Raw genomic sequence first — 22,847 nt, 5'->3', positions numbered from 1 at the left:
GGGCGAACGACAACAATAACCGAGTATGGAGAACTGCCATGACGCTATCCCCCAAACGCCTGCTCGCCCCGCTGGCCACGGCGGTGCTGACCGCCGGTGTCGCCTCGGGTGTGGCTACCCAGGCCGTGGCTAACGAGGCCCTTGGTATCGGCGTGGCACCGGCCGCTTCTGGCTGGTACTTCGGCTTTTCGGAACTCTCGCGGCTGGTGAGCGGCGATTCACCGCTGGAAGTCTCGGTGCGCGAAACCGGCGGCTCCAGGGAGAACGCCATCCGCCTGGGCCGTGGTGAGATTGACCTGGGGTTGATTGACGCCCCGGGCGCCTACGAGGCCTACAACGGTGAGGGCCGCTACGAGAACGACGCCATCGAGCAGATGCGCGTCGTGCTGTGGGTGGCACCTTCCACCATGCACTGGGCCGTGCGCCAGGACAGTGGCATCGAGACCTTCGAGGATCTGGAGGGGGCGCGCTTCAACCCCAGCAGTATTGGTGGGGGCGGCGAGTACATCACCGAGCTGGTGTTCGATGCGCTGGGAATCTCGCCTGACTTCCAACGCATGAGCATGTCGGACGCCGCCGATGCCGTGGTGGATGGGCGCATCGTTGGCTTCAGCTACAACGGCATCCCACCTATCCCGGCGTTCACCGAAGTGCACTCCGCACGCCCGCTGCGGGTGCTCTCGATGAGCGAGGAGCAGGTGTCCACCGTCACCGAAACGTTGCCCTTCCTGTCCGCCACCGAGATTCCTGAAAACGCCTACCGAGACATGCCCGCCGCCACCACGCTCGGCACCTACATCGGTATCGCCGCCACCCATGAACTCTCTGAAGAGGCAGGCTACGCATTCACCCGCGCCTACTGGGAGAACATCGAACGGCTGGTTGAGACGTTCGCCCCCGCCCGTGGAATGACGCCGGAGATCTCGGTGGAGAACACCACCACGCCGCTGCATGCCGGTTCGCTGCGCTACTACCGCGAGATCGGTATCGAGGTGCCCAGCGACCTCGTACCGCCAGAGGCGGAATAAACCCAACAACACCGTGCCTGTGGAGTCATGGTATGTCGGCAGCGTGACCTCGAATGCCGCCACGAAATGTCCTTGGGCGGCTTGCTGATTCCGTTTATTGTTGACGAGCGGGCAGGCCCTCAGCGCCGAGGTGGGCAGGGCGCTGACCTTGAGGTATGAGCGTGAGGTATGAACGTAAGGTACGAGCGAGAGGTATCTGCCTGACAGCGTTATGTTAGCCATGCCGTGAAACAGGGCACTTCCCTAAAGCAGGCAGCAAGCAAGGAGCCGCTTTGATGAACATTGTCATTCCCGATGATTACCAGGATTGTGTACGCGACCTGGATGCCTTCGCCAAACTGGCGGGCCACCAGGTGACGATTTACAACGACACCGTCACCGATGAGGATGCGCTGGTCGAGCGCTTCAAGGAGGCCGACGCGCTAGTGCTGATTCGTGAGCGCACGCCGATCACCGCGTCCCTGCTGGCGCGGCTGCCCAAGCTCAAGCTGATCAGCCAAACCGGCGGCGGCGCGGCCCACGTGGATATGGCCGCCTGCCGAGCGCACGGCGTGATGGTGCTGGCAGGCACCGGCTCGCCCTACGCCGCCGCGGAGCTGACCTGGGGGCTGGTGCTCTCGGCCATGCGGCGCATTCCCGATGAGGTGGCCAACCTCAAGGCAGGCCGCTGGCAGCGCACCCTGGGCATGGGCCTGAAAGGGCGCACCCTGGGCGTGTTTGGCTACGGCAAGATTGGCCAACTGGTGGCCCGCTACGGCCAGGCGTTCGAAATGAACGTGCTGGTATGGGGCCGCGAGGGCACCCGCCAGCGGGCCGCTGAGGCGGGGCTGGAGGTAGCAACCTCGCAGGAGGCATTCTTCGAACGCAGCGATGTGCTGAGCCTGCACCTGCGCCTGAACCCGGAAACTCGCGGGATCGTCACCGCCGCCAACCTGGCCAGCATGAAGCCGACCGCCGTGCTGGTGAATACCAGCCGCGCCCCGCTGATCGAAGCGGGCGCGCTGGAAGCGGCGCTGAAGGCTGGCCGCCCCGGCATGGCCGCCGTGGACGTGTTCGATGAAGAGCCGGTGACCGAGCATCCGCTGCTGGCGCTGCCCAACTTCCTGGCCACGCCCCACCTGGGCTACGTGGAGAAAGACAGCTACGAGCTCTACTTTGGCGACGCGTTCGAGAACGTGCTGGCGTTCGAAGCAGGCACGCCAGGGCGTAATCTGGCAGAAGAGGGCTAAGCCTCTGACGCATACCCCGCGAGCGGTGAAAGGTCACCGCCCGCGAGGTGATAGAGGCCGAGGCGTAGGTTCAGTGGCCCGACCAGCCCAGCAGGATGGGTACGTAAACCACCAGCAGCAGAACGCCGATCAGCCCTAGCAGGTACGGCAGGATGGCTTGCGTAATGCGCTCCAGCGGCAGCTGAGTCACCGACGAGGCTACGTAAAGGTTGATGGCCACGGGCGGGGTAATCATGCCAATCGAGAGCCCCACCACGATGATCAGCCCGAAGTGGATCGGGTCGATGCCCAGCTGCAGCACCAGCGGCAGCAGCACCGGGGTGAGGATGATCAAGGCGCTGGCCGTCTCGATGAACACCCCGGTCAGCAGAATCACCGCCACCACCAGCAGCATGATCACGTAGGGGTTGGTGGAGAGCGACAGCACCGATTGGGCAATCGCACCGGGCACCTGCCAGCTGGAGAGCGTCCAGCTGAGCACCGCCGACATGGCAATCACCAGCATGATCACGGCGGTGGTCATCGCTGAACGGATCAACAGCTTGTACACCTGGGGCAGGGTCAAGTCCCGGTACACGAACAGCGACACCAGCAGCGCGTAGTTCACCGCCACCACCGCCGCTTCCGAGGGCGTGAAAATCCCCGAGAAGATACCCCCCAGAATGATCACCGGCGTCATCAGCCCCCAACTGGCCGATTTCAACGTGCGCCAAATGGTGGCCAGCGAGAGCGGGGTGCCTTTCGGGTACTGGCGCTTGTACGCCTGGGTGATGGCAATGGCCATCAGCGCCAGGCCCATGGCCAGCCCCGGCAAGAAGCCGTTCAGGAACAGCTTGGAGACCGACTGCTGGGCGATCACCGCGTAGATGATCATCGGCACCGAAGGTGGGATCACCACGCCGATGGTGCCGCTGGCGGCGATCAGGCTGGCCGCCGAGGCGGGGTCGTAGCCCTTGCGCTTCAGCTCCGGCACCAGGCTAGACCCCACCGCCGCCGTGGTGGCCGCCCCCGAGCCGGAAATGGCCGCGAAGAACATGCCTGCCATCACCGAGACCACCGAGAGCCCGCCGCGCATGAAGCCCACCAGCGAGTCGGCAAAGCTCACCAGCCGCTCGCTGACCTTGCCCTGGGCCATCAAATCACCGGCCAGGATAAACATGGGAATGGCTACCAGGGCGAACGAGTTGATGCCCTGGAACATCTGCTGGGTGACCACCATCAGCGGCACCCCCGACTGATGTAGGGCGTAGAGCGTGCTGGCGCCAATGGCAAAGGCAATCGGCACGCCCAGCAGCATGAACAGGAAGAACAGCCCGAACAGCACCAGCGTCATAGCACTTCCTCCTGGGCGGTGATGGGCTGCCCGTGCACCAGCACCTCGACCATGTCTACCAGCGCATACCACGCCATGATGCCCGCCGAGAGCGGAATGACGGCGTAGACGTAGGTCATCGAGAGACGCAGCGCGGCCGACTTCTGAAAGCTTTGTACCTGCATGTAGCGATGGCCGATGATCACCAGCGTGACCATGAAGGCCAGCACGATGGCCAGCGCGGCCAACTTGGCCAGCTTGCGCAGCGGCAGGGGCAGGGCATCCACCGCAAAGGTGACCGCAATGTGCCGCCCACGCTGGAAGGCCAGCGTGCCCGCGAGAAAGGTGATCCATACCAGCAGAAACCGCGCGACCTCTTCGGTCCAGCCCACGGCACTGAAAAACACCCGGGACACGATTTGTAGCGTGATCACACCGATCAAAGCTGCCATGCCCGCAAACACGACGGGCTGGATGATGGCATCCAGCCCACGTTCAATGCGTTGCAGCAGCGTCAAAAGAGGCTGTGCAAAGGGCATCACTGATTCAGCGCCTCCTGAATGCGCGGCAGGTAATCACCGAACTGCTGGCCGTACTTCTCATAAACCGGCGCAACGGCGGCCTGGAAGGCTTCCATATCGGGGGAGTCGTTGATTTCCATGCCCGCCTCGCGCAGGTCGACAAGCTGCTCGGCTTCCATATCGGCGTTCACCTGACGCTCATGCTCGGCGGCTTCCCGGGCGGCCTGGCGGATGACGTCCTGGGCAGCTTCCGGCAGCTGGTTCCAGGCAGGCATGCCCATCACGAAAATCGCAGGGGCGTAGGTGTGGCGTGACAGGGTCATGTAGTTCTGGGTTTCATCCAGCTTGAACGAGTGAATCACGTTCACCGGGTTTTCCTGGCCGTCGATGGTGCCCTGCTGCATGGCGGTCAGCGCTTCGGTCCAGGCCATCGGGATGGCGTTGGCCCCCAGCTCGCGGAAGGTATCGGTGTACACCGGGTTTTCCATCACGCGAATGCGCAGGCCATCCAGGTCTTCCGGCGAATTCACGGCGCGCTCGCTGTTGGTCAGGTTGCGGAAGCCGCGCTCGGCGTAGGCCAGGCCTTTCAGGTTCACGTCGGCCAGCTTGTCCAGCAGCTCCTGGCCAATGGGGCCATCCAGCACGCCATAGGCGGCTTCAGGAGTGGGGAACAGGAAGGGCAGTTCGAAGACCGCCATCTCTTCCACGAAGTTGGCCACCGGCCCGTTGGTGATCACGCCCATGTCCACGGTGCCGATCTGCATGCCTTCCAGCAGCGTGCGCTCATCGCCCAGCGAGGCGTTGGGGAAGATCTCGATGTTCACCTTGCCTTCGGTGCGCTCTTCCACCAGCTCTTCGAACTTGGTGGCGGCAATATGGAAGCCATCCTGCTCGTTCACCACGTGGGCCAGGCGAAGGGTCACGGGGTTCATGTCGGCAAATTCGTTGGCGTTCGCGGCGCCGACCAGCGCCAGTGAGATGCCCAGTGCCAGCGTACTACGTGCAAATGTTTTCATTTATTATGTTCCCAAACGGATCAGGGTAGGTGCGAGGTGCAAAAGTGCCCCCAGAGCATGCACCACCGCAGGGAAAACGGTCAATCATCTACGCGCCGAAAACCGCCAAGCGGCTGGACACCACGCCCCCACACGGGTACGATACGCACCCAAAGCGCCCGTAGCTCAGTTGGATAGAGTGTCGGCCTCCGAAGCCGAAGGTCGCAGGTTCAATTCCTGCCGGGCGCGCCAGAATGAACCAAAAAAGCCCACGATCAAGATCGTGGGCTTTTTTGGTTTGTTAATTTCTCACGTAGTCGTAGTAATCAGAAGTATTTCAAAAGTGCACGTTGTTGGTGCGCTCCTACTGCAAGCAAGCTTGATTATTCGCTAATTTTAAAGCTGTTTCTCAATCAACATTTTTTTGTTATTGATTTAATGAAGTTTTTTTCATAATGGAAATATTTTTGCATTATGAAAAAAACCTCGTTTTTCTTTCGGGGTATTTACTTTACTTTTCATGTGATGTTGAATGTTTCTGCTAGGCTTACCTGACATTCAACACAAAAACAAATAGGGCTAATGACCAATGACCAGCCAAAAACAGCTGCGGCTCGACACTACTCGCTGTCTGACACGTTTGAGCGCCGTATGCGCTGGGGTGCTTCTCAGCACCAGTGCGCTAGCGGAAAATATCAACCTCAGCTATGCCTTCTTTGCGCCTGCCCAAACCTTTCCCGCCGTGCAGATGGAACACTGGGCGAAAGAGCTTAACGAAAGAACCGATGGCCAGGTAAACGTCAACACCTTCCCAGGCGGAACGTTGCTGACAGCTGCCAACATGTTCGATGGCGTCTTAAACGGTGTTGCCGATATCGGTCTCTCTGCTACCTCATACGAGCCGGGACGTTTTCCGTTACTCAATTTGGCCGGAAACCTAACGGGCATCGAAGTGGATTCGCAGACAGCCAGCCAGGCAGTGTACGAACTCATCAAAGAGTTTCCTGCAGAGACGTTGGGCTTGGAAGAATTTAAAGTCATTACGGCGTTCACCTCCGAGCCAGGCTACCTACATACGCAAGAACCAGTGGCTTCGCTGGAGGATCTTGAGGGCCAAGAGATCAGGGTGCCAGGTGACAGCACTGCCGTTATTCAAGCCCTTGGGGGCGTGCCTGTAGGTCTCTCTCAGGCGGAAACGGGTGAAGCCCTTCAGGCCGGTATTGTTAGTGGCTATGTAGGTTCCCGCGAGACGCTGATGGATCTGCAGTATGCCCGCAATGTGAGCTACATCACTGACTATCCTCTGACCAACGTGGTCTTCGTTGCGGTGATGAATCAGCAGCGGTGGGACGCCTTACCTGAAAACGTTCAGCAGGAGATCGATGCATTGGGTGCCGAAATGGCCTCCTATGCAGGTAAGTATCTCGATGAACACATCCAGGAATCCTTGATGTGGGCTGCTGAGAACCATGAGCTTGAGCAGCTCTCCTTGTCCGAAGATGAGGCTGAGCGCTGGTCGAGCTTGCTGGAGCCCATCAATGAGCAACGGCTGGAAGAGGTGGCTGCTCAAGGGCTTCCTGCCTTTGAGTTGCGCGATCGGTTTATTGAGCTGATCGAACAAAACCAATAGTGCCTACGCTTTTTGTCTGGGCGTATATCTTTGCGCCCAGTAAGCGCCATGCTGATGGATCTAGGTAGTTACCATGAATAAATTTAATTGGGTAATTAGCCGTCTCTTACTCTATGTAGCCGGCTCAGCATTACTAATGATGGTATTTCTGGTGGTCGGTAACATCGTAATGCGCCAAGTTAGCTCTTCATTTGGTGGTACCACCGAAATGGTGGGCTGGCTAACAGCGGTAGTAGTAGCGCTATCGCTCGCTTACTCCCAGCTTACTAAAGCGCATATTGAGCTGGACTTGCTGGTCGAACATTTGCCCACCCGACTGCAAAGCGTTCTCTATGTCTTGGTCTCAGGCGCAAGTTTTTTATTCTTCTCCATGGTGGCTTGGAAACTCTGGGAGTATGGCTTTAGCGCTATGCAAAGAGGCTCTTTATCGCAAACACTGCGTATTGCGTTTTACCCAATTGTTTATCTAGTGGCACTAGGGTTTTCTGCTTTTTGCTTGGTTCTTTTAGCAGACTTTTTGAGTAGTCTAAAAAAGGTGGTAACACAATGAGTATGACGCTGGTAGCTTTGTTAGGCGTACTCTGTTTGTTTCTTCTTATTTTGTTAAAAATGCCGATTAGCTTCGCCATGTTCATGGTGGGTTTTTTTGGCATGCTTTACATGACTAGCCCTATTGCTGCGTATAACGTTATTAGCTCAGGAATCTGGGAGCAGTTATCGGGTTACTCTCTTAGTGTCATACCCCTATTTATTTTTATGGGGGAATTACTGTTTCGCTCGGGGATAACGGAAAAGATATTTGCGGCTGCCTATGCTTGGATAGGCCATTTCCGCGGCTCTATGGCCACAACGACGATCCTTAGCAGCGCAGGTTTTGCAGCGGTTAGTGGTTCGAACACGGCCACGGCAGCCACTGTCGGCACCATTGCTCTCCCCGAAATGAAGAAATTTGGCTATAACCGTGCGCTCAGTGCAGGCAGTGTCGCGGCGGGGGGCACGCTGGGGGTCATCATCCCACCAAGCTCTGTGCTGATTGTTATTGCGCTGCAAGCCGAACTGGCCATTCGCGATCTGTTTCTGGCCAGTATTGTCCCTGGGCTTATCCTGATCGTGCTATTTATCGCGACGATTGGACTGCTCTGTCGCCGTCGACTTGATATGGGCCCCGCAGGTGTGCGTTCGAGCTGGTCGGTAAGGTGGCGCTCGTTAAAAGGTATTATCGAAATTGGTGCCCTCTTTACGCTGGTCCTAGGCGGGCTATTTGCTGGCTGGTTCACCTCAACAGAGGCTGCTGCAGTGGGCTGCATTGGCGCAATGCTGATTACCCTGATACAAGGAAAACTCTCTTGGGCCGTCTTGAGTGAGGCCATCGCTAATGCACTCAAGTCGTCGGCCATGATCTTGATGTTGGTTGCTGGAGCCGTCATCTTCGGGCGCTTTCTTACCATCACAAGACTGCCTTACATGGTGGGCGAGTGGGCAGCAGCACTGCCCTTGCCAGCCATAATGGTAATGGCCTGTATCCTGCTGATCTATGTGATCGGCGGAGCGCTAATGGATGCGATGGGATTTTTAATTATCTCAATCCCGATTTTCTTTCCCGTAGCGCTTGCCTTGGGTTACGACCCCATTTGGTTCGGCGTGGTGGTATGTATTGTTACCAGCATGGGGGCGATTACGCCGCCGGTGGGGGTGAACGCTTTCATTGTAAAGAGCCTGGATGCAGAGTTACGAATGGGTGAGACATTCCGTGGAGTGGGTTACTTCATACCCCCTTATCTGCTGTGCATTGCCTTGCTGCTAGTGTTACCTCAGATCGTATTGTTCGTCCTTTAACGCTCACCCGATTAGATGAATGGTTATAAACTCTATGCCTATTTACTTGAAATTTCATGTGATAAGTCTAGCGAGGTGGCTGAGGTGACTATACTGACATCGAGGTTAAGCCTGGGGCAGGGGCCGCGCAAAGTGGTCGTTAAAGATACGATCGATATCGCCGGTTTCCCCACCTGCGCAGGATCCGCTGCCCTTGCTGACGCACCGCCAGCCGTGGCTCATGCAGAGATTGTCAAGCGAACCCTCAAAGCGGGATACCACATTGTAGGGAAGGCCAATCTGCATGAGCTGGCGTTTGGTATGACGGGCATCAATGCCTGGGCTGGCACGCCAGAGAATCCGCGCTACCCCACCCTTATCCCTGGCGGTTCTTCCAGTGGGTCGGCCGCCGCGGTGGCCGCTGGTCTTGCCGATATTGGTATTGGTACAGACACCGGCGGTTCTATTCGCGTCCCCGCTGCTTGCTGTGGTGTCTACGGCCTTAAACCCACCTTCGGACGCTTGAGTCGCCAAGGGGTTATGCCAGCGGAAAGTAGCCTCGATTGCGTGGGCCCCATGGCTCGCGATCTCCACGTACTAATGGCTTTCATGAGTGCGATTGATCCTTCCTTTCAGTCGCCAGTGAAGGGTTCTGCACCTGTTCTGGGGTGTATCAGCGTGAATGCTGAGCCGGCCATTTGGGCAAGTATCGAAGGCCAGCTAAGCTGGTCTGGACTGGCGCGTGGGGATGTCACCTTGCCGCTTATGGCCGAGGCGTTTGAAGCTGCCATGGTGGTTATCAATCGCGAAACTTTCCGTGCTTGCGAGGCGTTACTTGCCACGGGCAAGGTGGGCGCGGATGTTGATCAGCGTTTGAAAGCCGCTGCCGCGACGACCGATGCCGAGCTAAAGGAGGCGGAGCGCATACGTCGTGCCTTTACCGCCGAAGTCGACGCAGTGCTAGAGCGGCATGATGTCCTGGTGCTGCCAACGCTGCCGCATTTTCCCATGACCGTTCAGGAGGCGTTGGCGGGCCAGCAGGATCTGAAAATCTCGTCCCTTGTGCGCCCCTTCAATCTGTCAGGGCATCCCGCCTTATCGATTCCCCTTGATTCTCAGCAAGCACTCCCGGTCTCCATGCAGTTGGTAGGGCGTCGTGGCGATGACGCAGGCGTCTGTCGGGCGGCTTCTCAACTCATGGGGCAGGTGCTGTCGGCGGTAGAGGAACAACAAACAGGAGAGAAGCATGCAACAGTGCATAGATAAATCACTGTGGGGAGGCGAGGCGCGTTTTGATGCGCTGCTCGAGTCTATCCGATCTCGGCGCGAAGAGTTCGAGGAGTTGCGCCATATCCCTATGGACATCATTGATGAGTTCAAAGCCATTGGCGTCTATCGCGCTATGGTACCCGCCAGCTACGGCGGTGATGAGAAGTCGCCATCCGAGTTCCTGAAAATGGTCGAAGCGATCTCGGCGGCGGATGGCTCCTCTGGCTGGGTAGCGAGTTTTGGCATGAACCCCGCCTATTTGGCCGCGTTACCCGAGGAGACCCTAAAGGAAGTGTGGCGGGATTCCCCTGATATCGTCTTCGCTGGCGGGATTTTTCCGCCCCAACCCGCTGAGCGGGTCGATAACGGTTTCCGTATCAAAGGACGGTGGAAATTTGCCAGTGGTTGTATGGGGGCTTCGCTATGTGGTGTAGGCATTCTCCCCGCCGAAGAGGGAGCGCTGCCGCGCATGGCAGTGCTGCCCCGCGACCAGGTGAAGATCGACCCGACCTGGGATATGTTGGGCATGGTAGCCACCGGCAGCCACGACCTGGTTGTCGAGGACGCCTATGTTCCAGAAGCCTGGACCTTCGTGCGCGGCGGCAAACCCAACGTCGATTCCCCCTTCTTTCGCTACCCATCGCTCTCCTTCGCCGCTCAGGTGTTGGCAGTGACGACACTGGGTTTGGCCCGCGAGGCATTGGATATCGTCCGCGCCACGGCCGGTGGGCGGAAATCGGTCACTGGCGCCCCCAACCTGGGTGAGCGTGAGTATGCCCAGATTGCCCTCGGCAAGGCCGAGGCCAAAGTTCGCGCCGCCCGGGCCTTCTTCTATGAGAGTACTGAGGCCGCCTGGGCGAGCATTCTGGCCGGGGGCGAACCAAGCCGTGAGCAGGTCAACCTGCTGCGCCTCTCTACCACCCATTTGACCCATGAGTGCGCTGAGGCGATTCGCAGCGTATATCAGATCAGCGGTATGACTGGGGCCGAAAACGGCCACCCTCTCTCGCGCATTCTGCGTGACTCGCAGTTGTGCACCCAGCACGCCTTTATGGGCGAGATCACCTGGAAGAACGCCGGCGCGATCTTCTTCGGCCATGACCCTTTACCGGGTTACCTATAACCACCCTACGTAGTTTAACCAACGGAGATCGACATTATGCATCGCGTACTTTTCTGCATCGGTATCAACCAAAACTTCATGAATGCAACCGCTGAGGAAGGCAAGCAAGTCTGGCAAGCCTTCAGCCAGATGATGCAAGGCATTGATGAACTCCCCGGCGTCACTATCCTGGGGATCATGGATGACGACCGCATCATGGTCGGCCCTTCCGCCACCGCCCCCTGGACCGCCTACATCATGGCCGATGTCCCTGATTACGAGACTGTTGTAGCCGCCTGCAACTTCTTCCGCACCATCCCGGTGGGGGACGGCACCTATAAGCTCTGGAAATACGCCCGTGTCNTGGGGGACGGCACCTATAAGCTCTGGAAATACGCCCGTGTCGAAGCGCGTATCGGCCGTGAGTTGGTGGTACCTGAATAAAGACAGCATTAGCTGGCTAGGCATGAGGAGAACAAAATGAATCAATTAATCGACGTCAAAAACATCGCGCTCGATCCAGATCAACTGGTCCATAACGATAAGATTGCGACCCCGATGTACACCAGCTCAGAGCTATTTGAGCAAGAGCAAGAGAAGATTTTTCGTAACACCTGGGTATGGGTCGCGCATACCAGCGAGATCCCCGATAAGGGGTCTTTTAAGCTGTCCAAAGTAGGTCGTGAACCGGTCATCGTGGTACGTGACCGTAAGGACAATATCCATGTAATGGTTAATCGCTGCCGCCACAGGGCAGCGACGGTGTGCGAGGTTCACAAGGGCAAGACCTCATCTTTCCAATGCCCTTATCACGGTTGGGGCTATGGACTCGATGGCAGTCTGCGTGCTTTGCCGAATCCCGAGCAGTATGGCGATGATTTCGATAAGTCACAGCATGGGATGCTCAAGCTACGCGTTGAAAGCTATCAGGGCATGGTCTTCGCCACTTTCAACGAGGGTATTGAGCCATTGGAAGACTTCCTGGGGGCTGCCAAGAAGTGGATCGATCTGTTTATGAAACAGGGTGGTGGATACCCCGTAAAAACCCTTGGCGAACATCAGTTTTCGGTGCCAATGAACTGGAAAGTTCAGCTCGAGAACACCACCGACGCCTATCACTTTCCGATCGTGCATAAATCCTTCCTGCAATCCCTCGATGAGGAAGCTGAAAAGACGTTCACCTTCCTTGATGGCGAAGGCTTCGTTGAAGACCTGGGTAACGGTCACTCCGTCATGGTCATGATTCCCGAACTCGTCGATCTAGAGGAGGATCTCGATCGCAAGATTCCAGAGCGTTTTGCAGAGCTGGCGCAGGCGCTGCGCGACGAAGGCTACCCGGAAGATCAAGTCCGCCGCATTGTGCGCGCGGTAGGTGGCTCCGGGTTCAACCTTAATCTGTTCCCCAACGTGGCGTGCTCAATGGCCTTCTTCCGGGTGTTGACGCCAGTTGCTGTCGATAAAACGGATATTCGCCACATTGCCATTGGTATGGAGGGAGGTCCCGACATCGCCAATCGCGTACGCCTGCGCTTGCATGAACACTTTCAGGGCCCCATGGGCTTTGGTTCTCCCGACGATGCCGAGGTCTGGGAGCGAATCCAGCGGGGGGTCGATGGCGGTGCCGAACTGCCGATTCTGGTCAATCGCGGCATCGAGAAAGAAGTGCCGGGCGAGGCAGGGCCACGTGGTCATGTATCGGATGAAACGGGCATGCGTGCCGCCTATGCGATGTGGAAACGGATGATGCAGGAGTGAACGAAATGAACACAACCGACAATGAAAGCTTGCTCTGGCAGGTCACGCAGTTTATCTGGCACGAAGCGGCGATTCTGGACGCAAAAGAGTACGACGCTTGGCTCGACCTGTGGCAGCCAGAGGGCTTGTACATCATTCCTATCGAGGATGCCGACGATTACGCGGCAGTGCTCAACCTCTGTTACGACGATGACAAGATGCGCCGGGATCGTATTAAACGCTTCCAGGATGGCTTCTCGATCTCTTCGGCACCCCCTGCCGTCACCGTACGCACCTTGTCTCGTTTTGTGATCGATGCCGTCGATGGCAATACGGTTGTCGTTTCATGCGCTGAGCACCTGGTTGAAGACAAGTTTGGGCGTCAGCGCATTTGGGCCGCCAATGTGCGCTACACCCTCACGTCCACTGATACCGGCTTCCGTCTTCAGGAGAAGGTGGTTCGTCTACTCAACGCTGATGGAGTGCTGAATTCGTTCAGCTATTTGTTCTGATGAGCGTACCACTACCCGACAAAATTCAGACCGCAGTGGTGACCGGCGGCGCACGTGGACTCGGGGTTCACATTGTGCGCGCACTGCATAAGGCGGGGTTTCGTGTCGTTATCACCGATATCGACACCGGCCCCGCCGAAGCGCTGGCATCCGAACTCGATCTGGCCGGAGAGACCGCGGTGACCGCGACCCTCGATGTCGCCAAGCCAGAGGATTTCCAGGGTGTGCTGGACAAGATTGTCGCCCGCTGGGGCAGTTGCGAAGTGCTGGTCAATAACGCAGCCCGCACCGCAGTGCAAGGGGTGTTCGATATTGACCCCGCCCAATTTAACGAAGTGATGACCACGAACGCTGGCAGTGTCTTTGCCGGTTGCCAGATTTTTGGTCGCCACTTCAGAGAGCGTGGCTATGGGCGCATCGTCAACCTGGCGTCGCTGGCAGGGCAGAACGGCGGTACCGCCACTGGCGCTCATTATGCCGCCTCCAAGGGCGCCATTCTGACCTTGACCAAGATTTTTGCCCGCGATCTGGCGGCGGACGGGGTGACCTGCAACGCCATTGCGCCGGGGCCACTGGATACCCCGATGGTGCGTGAGGTACTCGGTGACAACCTGGATAAAGCGCTTGCCAATATCCCCGTAGGCAAGCTGGGCTCCCCTGAGCTGGTCGCGCAAATGGTGAGCTTTCTTGCCAGCCCTCAGGCGGCTTTTGTAAACGGTGCCTGCTGGGACGTCAATGGCGGCATTTACATGCGCTGAGCATCTGGAGATGACCATGCAAGATGACATCATAACCCTGCGCGTTGTGCGCCGCGAACTTCATACCAATGAGATCTCAGTGATCGATCTGGCTGCTGAGAGTGGCGCTGATCTGCCTGCCTTTGAAGCAGGCGCCCACATTGATATTCACCTTGATGAAGGGCTGGTGCGCCAATACTCGCTGAGTAACTCCCCAGGGGAGCGCCACCGTTATCGGCTCGGGGTGCTGCTCGACCCCGCTTCGAGGGGAGGATCCAAGGCAGTACACGAACGCCTACACGAAGGTGTCCAAGTGAAGGTTGGCGTGCCACGCAATCTATTCCCGCTGGATGGATCGGCACCCCATAGCCTGTTGGTGGGCGGTGGCATCGGTATTACGCCAATGATTGCCATGGCGTACGAGCTGCGCGATGCCGGACGCTCCTTCGCGTTGCATTACTGCTGCCGTGGGCGTGACAAGGCAGCTTTTATTGATGAGCTTGAGTCTGCCTTTGGCGATGCGTTAGTGATGCACTTCGATGATGGGGAGGCCTCCCAGCGGCTGGAAATAGAGACGTTGCTGGCGTCACAACCCGACCAGACCCACCTCTATGTATGCGGCCCCACCGGTTTTATGGACTGGGTGATTAATGCTGCCCGTCAGGCGGAGTGGTCACAGAGCCGTGTGCATTCAGAGTACTTCTCTGCAGAAGTGGATACCAGCGGTGCCGCCTTTGAAGTGGAGGCGGTTGCCAGCGGCGTCACCGTTCAGGTGGAAGAGGGCATGTCCATCGCCCAGGCGCTCAGGGCGGCGGGCGTCAAGGTCAATGTTTCCTGTGAAGAAGGGGTTTGCGGCACCTGTATCTGCGAGGTTTTGGAGGGTACTCCCGATCACCGTGACCACTTTCTCAGCGAAGAAGAAAAGGAAGATAACGACCAGATTGCCGTGTGCTGCTCCAGGGCCAAAAGCGCACGTCTCGTCATCGACCTTTGATCCGCCAGCGTAAAGGGAAACCGTATGTATGCCGTCAAAGCAAAACTCTGTGAGTCGATTCTAAACCTTTGTGGCTTCTGCCTGTTACTGATCGCCGTTGTCATCGGCGCGGGGGTGTTGATGCACCTGTTGGGAGTGTCGCAACTCATTGCGTTTGAAACGCCCCATTGGCTGGTGGGGGGAGCCATTACGTTCAACTCTCTGATGGGGTTACAGGTGCTGCTTTTTGCAGTAGCCATCATGATGGCTATCGCCCCGGTCATGCTGCTGGATCGGCACGTTAGGGTTGATGTGTTTCACTCCCGTCTATCGGCACGCTATCGGCATGGGATCGATATTGTCGGGCATACACTGTTCGGTATCCCTTTCTTTGCGTTGCTACTGCTGCCCGCTTATCGGTTTGCCGAGCGTGCCTACCTGACCAGTGAGCGCTCGACAGATGGGGGGCTGACGGACATATACGTTATCAAGGCCACTCTGCCTGTCGGTATCACCCTGTTTTTGGCGGTGCTGGTGTATCTGTTAGTGAAACGAACCTGGTTATTGATGTCAGGGAGCTCGGATCATGCTTGAACACTGGATGCCACTCTCCATGGTGCTGCTGCTATTCGCGGGTATTTTGTCGGGCTATCCGGTGGCACTTGTGTTGGGTGGGGTGTCGGCCATTTTTCTGTTGTTTTCAGACCTCCCCTTGGCCTTCTCCAATCTCATGTTGACGCGCGTGTACGCGAACGCGCTGAGCAACTGGCTCTACGTTGCCATCCCGATGTTCATCATGATGGGGTTGCTGTTAGAGCGCACCGGCTTGGCCCGCGATGCTTTCCGCGTTAGCGAACGCTTGCTGCGCAGGCTTCCTGGCCATCTCGCGCTGACGGTGCTGTTCATCGGAGGCTTGATGGCAGCCACCACCGGCGTTGTTGGCGCTTCCGTTGTCCTGCTTGCGGTACTGGCGCTGCCTCGAATGCTCGATGCTGGCTACTCAGCATCGGCGTCGGCGGGGCTAATCTCAGCCTCGGGCACGCTCGCCATTCTGATGCCGCCTTCCGTTATGCTGATCATTCTATCCAGCTTGGTGTCGGTGCCCGTCGGCCATCTGTTCAAGGCTGCCTTGATCCCGAGTGCTTTGCTGCTACTGCTCTACACCCTCTATTCGCTTGCTCTCGCATGGGGGCAGCGGCGTTCGCCTTTAACGGATATCAAGCGCCCGGACGAGCAGCAAAGCGCTGGCGTTTGGCGCAGCCTGCTGGCGTTGTTCCCTTTCCTCGTACTGATCCCCGTTGTGCTTGGCACCATTATCTATGGGGTGGCGACACCTACGGAGGCCAGCGGTGTGGGCGTGCTGGCGGTGGTGGGGTTTGCCGCTGTCATGCAGAAAATTGATGTGGGATCAGTAATGACGGCGGCGAGGGAGACCGTGGTCTCCACTGCGATGATCATGATGTTGGTCATTACGGCGACCTGCTTCTCGCTAATTTTTAAAGGGGTCGGCGGTGATGGCTTAATTCGCAGTAGCTTGGGGCTGATGGGGGGAGGCAGCTGGAGCGTGTTAATCCTCATTCTATTGCTGGTCTTTGTGCTGGGGTTCTTCCTGGACTGGCTAGAAATATCCTTGATTCTGATGCCTATCTTTGTGCCTATCATCACCCAGTTGGAGCTGTCGAATGGGCTTACCGGTGGAGCGCTACTGGTGTGGTTTGCCATTCTGTTTGCAATCAATTTGCAGACTTCCTTTCTCACTCCCCCGTTCGGCGTATCACTCTTCTATTTGAAAGGGGCCGTGGGTGATCGCGTTGCTACCCTGGATATTTATCGAGGCGTGCTGCCCTTCATCGCCATCCAACTATTTGTCTTGCTACTGATCCTGCTGTTTCCAGGGCTGCTTATGCTGTAAGCCGCTGACTCAACCATCACTGCACAGAACTTAAGGCATAGGACTTAAGAGATAGAACTTACGAAACAAATAGAACAGGAGTTAACACCATGAAGTTGTCTTTGAAGAGCACTATTATCGGTACTGGCGCATCGCTACTCGCCTCCACCGCGATGGCCCAGAATTTGACCCTGCAATCCGCTTTTCCCTTCAGTCTTGAGGTCATCGATACCTCAATACATCGCTTTGTCGAGGATGTCTCCACCGCGACCAACGGGGAGCTGACCTTCACTCCTTATGATGCTGGATCCTTTTCGCCCCCCTTCGAAATTCTGGAGAACGTCGGTAACGGCAGCCTAGATGCCGGTTGGTCGGCCGCCAGCTACTGGGCGGGCCAGATTCCTGCCGCCGCGCTGTTTCAAAGCATTCCCTTTGGCCCCGATGTGCCGAAGTACCTGTCCTGGCTATACGGTGGCGGCGGTCTCGAACTGTGGGAGGCACTGTACAAACCCCACAATGTCGTGCCGATTCCCTGCGGCAGCATGATCTCTGAAGCGGGCGGATGGTTCACCGAGGAAATCACCAGTGTTGAAGACCTCAGTGGCATGAACATGCGTATTAGTGGTCTGGGTGGAGAGGTGATTAGTCGCTTGGGAGTGTCACCGGTTTCCATTCCTGCCGGTGAGACGTTTCTCGGACTTGATACGGGGCGCATTGGTGCCGCTGAACTCAGTTTTCCCACTATCGATACCAGTGCCGGTTTCTATGAAGTCGCCAAGCACTACTACTTCCCAGGCTGGCATCAGCCCGGCAGCCTCAATGAGTTGCTGGTCAACGCTGACGTCTGGGCAGGTTTGGCAGAGAGTCAGCGCTTGGCCGTGCGCAATGCCTGTAGTGACCTGAGCATTCGCATGTTTGCTCATGATATGCAGGCGCAGTCAGCCGCTCTTGAAGAGTTTCGCAGTGCCGGAGTGACCGTTGAGCGCTTTCCAAACGAGGTGTTAGTCGCCTTGCAGTCGGCTACCCAAGAGGTTCTGAAGGAGGAGGCTCAACGTGATAGCGGCTTTGCCGAGGTGATTGAGTCGTATCAAAACTTTAGCGAGCGCTATGACGAGTACCGCGAGCTAACTGCTTTTTAACCACCCTGAGCCAAACGCTCTAATACGAATAAGGAGGATCGCGATGCCTACCGTTCACGTTTACATGATGTCAGGCCGGACACAGCAGCAGAAAGAGTCACTGATCAGTGAAGTCACGGATGCTGTGGTCTCTTCGCTGAGTGCACCTAAAGAGAATGTAAGGGTGATTATCAGCGAGGTACCGAAAAGTGAGTATGGGATAGGTGGTGTCACCGGTGAAAAACTAGGCCGCTGATACTCCTCTGCATAACTAGTACAAGAGGGAAAGGTGATGAGTATTGATACCAGAGATTTTAGAAACGCCTTGGGAAAGTTCGCAACCGGCGTCACGGTGATCACTACCCGTGATACGCAAGGCGAGCACTATGGCGTAACGGCCAGCAGTTTCAATGCCGTCTCCATGACGCCGCCGCTGATTTTGTGGAGCATCGATAAGGGCGCTTATAGCCTGGATGCCTACTGCCAGGCAGAGCACTTTTTGGTCAATGTACTGGGGAGTGATCAGGTACCTATCTCCAACCGTTTCGCCCAGCGGGGAGAGAACAAGTTCCAGGGGATCGATCTTGAAGAGGGAGTGGGGGGGAGCGCACGCATAGTGGGCGCTGTGGCCCATTTTGAGTGTCGCACTTGGCAGGTGTACGAAGGCGGAGACCACTTCATTATCGTTGGGGAGGTGCTGAAGTATGGCTACCAGGAGGGGCGCGGAGCTTTAGTCTTCCACAATGGGCGCTATGCCCTGCCTGAGCCCCACCCGATGACGATTCCTCAAGAGGAGGCCGAGACGGGAGAGGGGCTTTTGGGGCACCACTTTCTGTATCTGCTGCGCCAGTCACTGTCTGCCTATCGTCAGGATTTCTATCCTCGTCTTGAACATATGGGGGTGGATGAGAAGGAGTGGCGGGTGCTGACCCTGCTGCTCGATCGAGGAGCGCTACCCCTTGAAACCATTGCCCAACGAGTCGCGCAGCCCATCGAAGACCTGAAGGACACCCTAAGCGGTCTGACCCGCCGGGGATTGTTACGCGACCATGATGATCACGTCTCTTTGGCCCTGACCAATGCCGGCGGTGAGCTGGCCCGTAAGCTGCTGCAAATGGCGCGTGAGCATGAGCAGAAGGTATTCGAAGGCGTGAGTGAGGAGGAGATGGGTGTCTTGAAAGGGGGGCTGGAGCGTGTCATTGGGCAGCTAGGGAACCCCTGGAGCGTCACTGCGAAGAGTCGTTAATCGCCTATCACCAGAGGAAAATAGTATGACAGAAGTATCTGCAGCCGCGTTTCAGCGGCTTATAGAGCGAGTCGATACCCTAGAGGCCGAGTCCGAAATCCGTCGGATTCAAACCCGGTATATGTTTCTTTGTGACACCCCTATGCCGGAGTACGGTATCGAGAACGATGAGCAGCGCATTAATCAAATCATGGCGCTCTATACTGAGGATGCGGTTTGGGAGGGGGTTGGTGAGTATTACGACGGGCAGTTTGGACGTCTAGAGGGTGCTACGGCTATTCGACGCCACTTCGAGAATTTCTGGGGACAGAAAAAAGATCCTCAATTACTCCTCAATGTGCACTACCTGACTTCTGAGCAGATTCACGTCGAGGGTAGTACAGCGACTGGGCAGTGGGTGCACTGCCAGCCATGGATTTTTTCTGATGGTAGCTCGCTGCTGCGTTCATCGCGGCTTAATAACGCCTTCAGAAAGCAGGATGACGGACGTTGGTTAATTACCCGTACACGAACGGAAAATGTGTTTGTTTCCCCCTTGAAAGAGGGGTGGGCAACGGATTTTCCAGCGTCGTCGGTGCTAATGAAACCCTAAGGAGTAGCCTAATGTTAGCCTCCATTGCTGCCCCTAGAATTGCTATCGTGGGTGCTGGCGCTATCGGCACTACCCTAGCGGCGCGTCTTGCGGTGGCGGGGTATAGCGTCAGCGTGTTGGCTAGGGGGGAGACGCTGGCGTCCATCAAGCGCCAGGGGGTCTGCCTCATCGATGGGCAGGAGCAACATACCGCCAACGTCCCTGTTTCGGATAAGTGTAGTGAACTTGGTGAGCAAGACATCGTATTGCTGTGTACTAAAGCTCACTCTTTACCCTCTCTGTTACCACAATTAAAACCGCTGTTCGGCCAACATACCTGCTTGGTGCCCATGGTGAATGGCACGCCGTGGTGGTTACTCATGGATGCCGTGGAGCCTCGTTCCGTTAAGCAGTTTCATATAGAAGCCGTAGACCCTGGGGGCAAGCTGGTTGACTGTCTACCTGCCAGTGCCATCGTAGGATGCGTTGTCTATATTACGGCACAACTAAAAGCCCCCGGCATCGCTTGCTCGAATACCCCGCTCAGGCTAGTGGTGGGGGAGGTTGGCACTCCTTCAACGTTTACGTATAGCCGTTTGTCAGTGCTTATCGAGGTGCTGGAAAGCGCTGGCATCGATACGCGCTACGCTCAGCGTATCCGCGATGCTGTATGGAGCAAGATCGCTGCTAACCTGACCTCCAACCCTCTCTCAGTGATAACAGGTACTACGCTTGCGCAGCTATATAGTCATCCTTCACTACAGAGGGTGGTTGGCCAACTCTTCGGCGAAACGCGTCTGACGGCAGAAGCCTATGGTAGTCAGCTCGAGATGACCCTCCAGCAACTTGTGGAATTGGGCGAGAGCATGGGGGCTGTCAGTACCTCCATGCTGCAGGATCATCGGCAGGGACGAGCCCTCGAACTTGCGGCGATCGTCGAGGGGGTGATCGAACTGGCCGATCGCAAGGGTATCCCCGTTCCCACCATCAAGTCGATTCTTCACCTGACGCGATACTTCGAAGACTCCGGTCTTCACCACCCATATGCCTGCGATGGCAAGGAGAAGTGTTAAATGACGATTAAGCCGTTAGCTATGCCGGATACGATGGTCAAACCCGATGGCTGCAGCGAAGAGGAGTGGCAGCAACGCCTTAAGCTCGCCTACTGCTACCATCTAGTCGATTTCTTTGGCTGGACGGAGACCATTTTTAACCATATCTCAGCCCGAGTGCCGGGCTCAGACAATCACTATCTGGTGAATCCCTTTGGTCTCAACTACACGGAAGTGACACCGCTTAATCTGTTGAAGGTCGGCCTGGACGGTAACAAGGTTGAGGCCTCTGATTACAACGCCAACCCCGCTGGCTTTGCTCTGCATAGCGCGGTACACGGGGCGCGAGAGGATATCCACTGCCTGCTGCATACCCATACCGTTCCCATCTCGGCCATCGTGCAGAAGAAAAAAGGGTTCACCCACCACGATTTCTACGGTGCTCAGCTCTATGGTCGTGTGGGCTACCACGATTTTGAAGGCATCACGCTCTTTGCTGACGAGAAACAGCGCATGTTGGAGAGTCTGGGGGACAAGCACGTTCTGGTACTACGTAACCATGGGATCGCCGTGGGCGAGTCCTCGATTGAGAAGGCGCTGTTCCTGTTGTGGACCGTCCAGCGGGCGGCGGAAAACCAGTGCGCAGCAGGGGCTTTGGGTGGCGAGGATGTGGAAATCGATACCTCAATTAGTCAGAAGTGTGCAGATCTTACCGCCGAGCTGATTCGCGACAGCGGCTTCGCCAACGAATTCTTTGCTGCCATGGTGCGCAAGCTTAAGTCCGAACGTCCGCTCCCTTTCTAATCCACCCCCTTTCTAAAATAGATATGAAGATGGGCTGCCTGTTTGCCTCAGGGCTGACGATGGGCGGCCCACCGACTATTCACGTTACTGCTGGTATTGCTCGATTAACGCCAACATGCGGTCGTAAAGCTCCTCTGCCGGTAGGCCTTGCGCCGCAACCTGCTCAATACGCTGCTCATTTAGCGGTTCGATACGCCCCGTCCAGCGTTTCTGCTCTTCTTCACTCAGGGTGACAATCTCCAAGTTGTGGTTATCCTGCGCCCAGGTGATGGCTTCGCGAACATGATTATCAAGATAGTGCCCGGCGTACTGAGAGGCTTCAGCGCCTAGCTCATCAATAACCTGTTGGACATCTTCCGGCAGCGACTCCCAGCGTTGACGGCTCATGACTGCCAACATCACAACATTGGATAGGGGGTAGTCCACTATGTAGTCGAGATAGCGGGCATACTGAAGATCCATCAGGGTTTCGCGGGAGGAAGCTACTCCTTGAACAATACCGGCCTGGAGCGCTTCGCCGGTTTCAGCTTGAGACATGCCAATCGGCACGGCCCCGAGTGTGCGCAGAGTGTCGGACTCGCCCGGCACACGAATTTCCAGGCCGGATAGATCCTCAAGTGTGCTCACCTGTTCTCGCGTCTGGAGATACCCCGGTTCGGAGGTAAACACAGTAATCACTTTGAAATCCTCAAGACCGAACTGCTCCTGGGGAAAATCGCGTACCAATTGGTAGGCAACTTGGCTTGCCACTTCAGAGTTAACATCGATACCGCTGAAATCACCCATCAGGTTCAGTAACGGAAAGCGTGCAGGCTCGTAGGAGGTTGTCGTAAGGCCAATATCGGCGACGCCATTGAGTACGCCATCCAGCATGTTGCTGGCGGTGAGCAGGGTGCCACCTGGAAAGGTGTTGACGGTGACCTTGCCCTCAGTGCGTTTTTCAAGTTCATCGGCCCAGAACTGCATCTGTACACCGGGAAACGTTTGAGCGGGAGCAAAGAAAGCGTAATTGAGGCTGATATCACTAGCCAGGGTCGCTGAACTTAGCATCACACCCGCCACGAAACTGCTTAAACGCAGTAGTGAGGATCGGTGCTGCAAAAGCGCGTGTTTTTTGTGCATGTTGATCGCCATGGGGAACATCCTCTCTTTGTTGTTCGTTGAATGCCGGTTATTAAGGAATGCACAAACATTCAACATCACATGTAAAGTAAAGTAAGTTGTTAATTTAATAACCCTCATTCCAATACTGTGCAAGTTGAGTTCCAGTGGTGTGAAAAACCTAAATAATTATTTACTTAAAGAGAG

Annotated in this window: 23 protein-coding genes and 1 tRNA gene; 20 read left to right on the top strand and 4 right to left on the bottom strand. The window is 56.6% G+C overall.

Features of this window, described 5'->3' with window-relative positions; all coding sequences use genetic code 11:
- Window positions 1–38 precede the first annotated feature (38 nt).
- Both IE091_RS10285 and IE091_RS10280 read left to right on the top strand, forming a co-directional pair.
- On the top strand, window positions 39–1,028 hold the full coding sequence (locus IE091_RS10285; protein ID WP_096921872.1) for a TAXI family TRAP transporter solute-binding subunit: 990 nt from the start codon (window positions 39–41) through the stop codon (window positions 1,026–1,028).
- 275 nt (window positions 1,029–1,303) lie between these two features.
- Window positions 1,304–2,257, top strand: a complete 954-nt coding sequence (locus tag IE091_RS10280) for a D-2-hydroxyacid dehydrogenase family protein (RefSeq protein WP_039178524.1) — start codon at window positions 1,304–1,306, stop codon at window positions 2,255–2,257.
- A 70-nt stretch (window positions 2,258–2,327) separates the two neighbouring features.
- Here IE091_RS10280 and IE091_RS10275 read toward each other — a convergent pair whose 3' ends face one another.
- The 3 genes from IE091_RS10275 to IE091_RS10265 are packed head-to-tail and all read right to left on the bottom strand — an operon-like array spanning window position 2,328 to window position 5,106.
- A complete protein-coding gene (locus tag IE091_RS10275) occupies window positions 2,328–3,590 on the bottom strand; it encodes a TRAP transporter large permease (protein WP_039178519.1) in 1,263 nt (420 codons plus the stop codon).
- Window positions 3,587–4,108 (bottom strand): TRAP transporter small permease, encoded by a 522-nt coding sequence (locus IE091_RS10270; RefSeq protein ID WP_189463592.1) that lies wholly within the window; start codon window positions 4,106–4,108, stop codon window positions 3,587–3,589. The genes IE091_RS10275 and IE091_RS10270 overlap by 4 nt, the downstream gene beginning before the upstream one ends.
- Window positions 4,108–5,106, bottom strand: a complete 999-nt coding sequence (locus IE091_RS10265; RefSeq protein WP_096921876.1) for a TRAP transporter substrate-binding protein — start codon at window positions 5,104–5,106, stop codon at window positions 4,108–4,110. The genes IE091_RS10270 and IE091_RS10265 overlap by 1 nt, the downstream gene beginning before the upstream one ends.
- Window positions 5,107–5,260: 154 nt before the next feature.
- Between IE091_RS10265 and IE091_RS10260 the strand changes: the two genes are divergently transcribed.
- The 18 genes from IE091_RS10260 to IE091_RS10170 all read left to right on the top strand — a co-directional run bounded on the left by IE091_RS10260 (window position 5,261) and on the right by IE091_RS10170 (window position 21,539).
- A tRNA-Arg gene (locus IE091_RS10260) sits at window positions 5,261–5,337 on the top strand.
- Window positions 5,338–5,674: 337 nt separating this feature from the next.
- Window positions 5,675–6,715, top strand: a complete 1,041-nt coding sequence (locus IE091_RS10255; RefSeq protein ID WP_096921877.1) for a TRAP transporter substrate-binding protein — start codon at window positions 5,675–5,677, stop codon at window positions 6,713–6,715.
- A gap of 73 nt (window positions 6,716–6,788) precedes the next feature.
- Entirely contained in the window at window positions 6,789–7,265 is a 477-nt protein-coding gene (locus IE091_RS10250; protein WP_096921878.1) for a TRAP transporter small permease, read from the top strand.
- The gene (locus tag IE091_RS10245; RefSeq protein ID WP_096921879.1) at window positions 7,262–8,551 is read left to right on the top strand and encodes a TRAP transporter large permease; all 1,290 of its coding nucleotides are present in this window, start codon (window positions 7,262–7,264) and stop codon (window positions 8,549–8,551) included. The genes IE091_RS10250 and IE091_RS10245 overlap by 4 nt, the downstream gene beginning before the upstream one ends.
- Before the next feature lie 15 nt (window positions 8,552–8,566).
- On the top strand, window positions 8,567–9,796 hold the full coding sequence (locus IE091_RS10240; RefSeq protein WP_096921880.1) for an amidase: 1,230 nt from the start codon (window positions 8,567–8,569) through the stop codon (window positions 9,794–9,796).
- Entirely contained in the window at window positions 9,777–10,922 is a 1,146-nt protein-coding gene (locus IE091_RS10235) for an acyl-CoA dehydrogenase family protein (protein WP_096921881.1), read from the top strand. Before IE091_RS10240 ends, IE091_RS10235 begins: the two co-directional genes overlap by 20 nt.
- Before the next feature lie 459 nt (window positions 10,923–11,381).
- Window positions 11,382–12,656, top strand: coding sequence for an aromatic ring-hydroxylating oxygenase subunit alpha (locus tag IE091_RS10225; protein ID WP_096921882.1), 1,275 nt, complete (start codon window positions 11,382–11,384; stop codon window positions 12,654–12,656).
- A 5-nt stretch (window positions 12,657–12,661) separates the two neighbouring features.
- Window positions 12,662–13,147: an aromatic-ring-hydroxylating dioxygenase subunit beta gene (locus IE091_RS10220; protein WP_096921883.1), complete on the top strand. Its 486-nt coding sequence runs from the start codon at window positions 12,662–12,664 to the stop codon at window positions 13,145–13,147.
- Window positions 13,147–13,905: an SDR family NAD(P)-dependent oxidoreductase gene (locus IE091_RS10215; protein ID WP_088700092.1), complete on the top strand. Its 759-nt coding sequence runs from the start codon at window positions 13,147–13,149 to the stop codon at window positions 13,903–13,905. Before IE091_RS10220 ends, IE091_RS10215 begins: the two co-directional genes overlap by 1 nt.
- Before the next feature lie 16 nt (window positions 13,906–13,921).
- Window positions 13,922–14,878 carry a PDR/VanB family oxidoreductase gene (locus IE091_RS10210; RefSeq protein ID WP_096921884.1) on the top strand — a complete coding sequence of 319 codons (957 nt, stop codon included), beginning with the start codon at window positions 13,922–13,924 and terminating at the stop codon, window positions 14,876–14,878.
- Window positions 14,879–14,902: 24 nt separating this feature from the next.
- A complete protein-coding gene (locus IE091_RS10205; protein WP_096921885.1) occupies window positions 14,903–15,451 on the top strand; it encodes a TRAP transporter small permease subunit in 549 nt (182 codons plus the stop codon).
- Window positions 15,444–16,769, top strand: a complete 1,326-nt coding sequence (locus tag IE091_RS10200) for a TRAP transporter large permease (protein ID WP_096921886.1) — start codon at window positions 15,444–15,446, stop codon at window positions 16,767–16,769. The genes IE091_RS10205 and IE091_RS10200 overlap by 8 nt, the downstream gene beginning before the upstream one ends.
- Before the next feature lie 89 nt (window positions 16,770–16,858).
- Window positions 16,859–17,887 carry a TRAP transporter substrate-binding protein gene (locus IE091_RS10195; RefSeq protein WP_096921887.1) on the top strand — a complete coding sequence of 343 codons (1,029 nt, stop codon included), beginning with the start codon at window positions 16,859–16,861 and terminating at the stop codon, window positions 17,885–17,887.
- 43 nt (window positions 17,888–17,930) lie between these two features.
- Entirely contained in the window at window positions 17,931–18,122 is a 192-nt protein-coding gene (locus IE091_RS10190; RefSeq protein WP_088700097.1) for a 2-hydroxymuconate tautomerase, read from the top strand.
- A 36-nt stretch (window positions 18,123–18,158) separates the two neighbouring features.
- Window positions 18,159–19,112, top strand: coding sequence for a flavin reductase (locus tag IE091_RS10185; RefSeq protein ID WP_096921888.1), 954 nt, complete (start codon window positions 18,159–18,161; stop codon window positions 19,110–19,112).
- A 25-nt stretch (window positions 19,113–19,137) separates the two neighbouring features.
- Window positions 19,138–19,704: a nuclear transport factor 2 family protein gene (locus IE091_RS10180; RefSeq protein ID WP_096921889.1), complete on the top strand. Its 567-nt coding sequence runs from the start codon at window positions 19,138–19,140 to the stop codon at window positions 19,702–19,704.
- Between the two features lie 11 nt (window positions 19,705–19,715).
- Window positions 19,716–20,756: a ketopantoate reductase family protein gene (locus tag IE091_RS10175; protein ID WP_096921890.1), complete on the top strand. Its 1,041-nt coding sequence runs from the start codon at window positions 19,716–19,718 to the stop codon at window positions 20,754–20,756.
- Window positions 20,757–21,539, top strand: coding sequence for a class II aldolase/adducin family protein (locus IE091_RS10170; RefSeq protein WP_096921891.1), 783 nt, complete (start codon window positions 20,757–20,759; stop codon window positions 21,537–21,539).
- Between the two features lie 84 nt (window positions 21,540–21,623).
- On the opposite strand, the gene IE091_RS10165 is transcribed toward IE091_RS10170, so the two are convergent.
- Complete coding sequence (locus IE091_RS10165; protein WP_229800811.1) at window positions 21,624–22,673, bottom strand: TRAP transporter substrate-binding protein; 1,050 nt, start codon at window positions 22,671–22,673, stop codon at window positions 21,624–21,626.
- Window positions 22,674–22,847 lie beyond the last annotated feature (174 nt).

The sequence above is a fragment of the Vreelandella hamiltonii genome (genome assembly GCF_014651775.1).
In the GTDB taxonomy this organism is placed as follows: Bacteria; Pseudomonadota; Gammaproteobacteria; order Pseudomonadales; family Halomonadaceae; genus Vreelandella; species Vreelandella hamiltonii.
Note: the sequence above shows the minus strand (reverse complement) of the source record. Positions and strands in the feature narration are given on the sequence as shown.

What these genes read in the sequence shown, in the direction of transcription:
- IE091_RS10165 (WP_229800811.1), bottom strand. Translation starts at nt 22,673, where the DNA reads ATGGCGATCAACATGCACAAAAAACACGCGCTTTTGCAGCACCGATCC.
- IE091_RS10275 (WP_039178519.1), bottom strand. Translation starts at nt 3,590, where the DNA reads ATGACGCTGGTGCTGTTCGGGCTGTTCTTCCTGTTCATGCTGCTGGGC.
- IE091_RS10205 (WP_096921885.1), top strand. Translation starts at nt 14,903, where the DNA reads ATGTATGCCGTCAAAGCAAAACTCTGTGAGTCGATTCTAAACCTTTGT.
- IE091_RS10235 (WP_096921881.1), top strand. Translation starts at nt 9,777, where the DNA reads ATGCAACAGTGCATAGATAAATCACTGTGGGGAGGCGAGGCGCGTTTT.
- IE091_RS10215 (WP_088700092.1), top strand. Translation starts at nt 13,147, where the DNA reads ATGAGCGTACCACTACCCGACAAAATTCAGACCGCAGTGGTGACCGGC.
- IE091_RS10220 (WP_096921883.1), top strand. Translation starts at nt 12,662, where the DNA reads ATGAACACAACCGACAATGAAAGCTTGCTCTGGCAGGTCACGCAGTTT.
- IE091_RS10180 (WP_096921889.1), top strand. Translation starts at nt 19,138, where the DNA reads ATGACAGAAGTATCTGCAGCCGCGTTTCAGCGGCTTATAGAGCGAGTC.
- IE091_RS10270 (WP_189463592.1), bottom strand. Translation starts at nt 4,108, where the DNA reads ATGCCCTTTGCACAGCCTCTTTTGACGCTGCTGCAACGCATTGAACGT.
- IE091_RS10255 (WP_096921877.1), top strand. Translation starts at nt 5,675, where the DNA reads ATGACCAGCCAAAAACAGCTGCGGCTCGACACTACTCGCTGTCTGACA.
- IE091_RS10175 (WP_096921890.1), top strand. Translation starts at nt 19,716, where the DNA reads ATGTTAGCCTCCATTGCTGCCCCTAGAATTGCTATCGTGGGTGCTGGC.
- IE091_RS10210 (WP_096921884.1), top strand. Translation starts at nt 13,922, where the DNA reads ATGCAAGATGACATCATAACCCTGCGCGTTGTGCGCCGCGAACTTCAT.
- IE091_RS10170 (WP_096921891.1), top strand. Translation starts at nt 20,757, where the DNA reads ATGACGATTAAGCCGTTAGCTATGCCGGATACGATGGTCAAACCCGAT.
- IE091_RS10245 (WP_096921879.1), top strand. Translation starts at nt 7,262, where the DNA reads ATGAGTATGACGCTGGTAGCTTTGTTAGGCGTACTCTGTTTGTTTCTT.
- IE091_RS10195 (WP_096921887.1), top strand. Translation starts at nt 16,859, where the DNA reads ATGAAGTTGTCTTTGAAGAGCACTATTATCGGTACTGGCGCATCGCTA.
- IE091_RS10190 (WP_088700097.1), top strand. Translation starts at nt 17,931, where the DNA reads ATGCCTACCGTTCACGTTTACATGATGTCAGGCCGGACACAGCAGCAG.
- IE091_RS10240 (WP_096921880.1), top strand. Translation starts at nt 8,567, where the DNA reads ATGAATGGTTATAAACTCTATGCCTATTTACTTGAAATTTCATGTGAT.
- IE091_RS10200 (WP_096921886.1), top strand. Translation starts at nt 15,444, where the DNA reads ATGCTTGAACACTGGATGCCACTCTCCATGGTGCTGCTGCTATTCGCG.
- IE091_RS10250 (WP_096921878.1), top strand. Translation starts at nt 6,789, where the DNA reads ATGAATAAATTTAATTGGGTAATTAGCCGTCTCTTACTCTATGTAGCC.
- IE091_RS10225 (WP_096921882.1), top strand. Translation starts at nt 11,382, where the DNA reads ATGAATCAATTAATCGACGTCAAAAACATCGCGCTCGATCCAGATCAA.
- IE091_RS10185 (WP_096921888.1), top strand. Translation starts at nt 18,159, where the DNA reads ATGAGTATTGATACCAGAGATTTTAGAAACGCCTTGGGAAAGTTCGCA.
- IE091_RS10285 (WP_096921872.1), top strand. Translation starts at nt 39, where the DNA reads ATGACGCTATCCCCCAAACGCCTGCTCGCCCCGCTGGCCACGGCGGTG.
- IE091_RS10280 (WP_039178524.1), top strand. Translation starts at nt 1,304, where the DNA reads ATGAACATTGTCATTCCCGATGATTACCAGGATTGTGTACGCGACCTG.
- IE091_RS10265 (WP_096921876.1), bottom strand. Translation starts at nt 5,106, where the DNA reads ATGAAAACATTTGCACGTAGTACGCTGGCACTGGGCATCTCACTGGCG.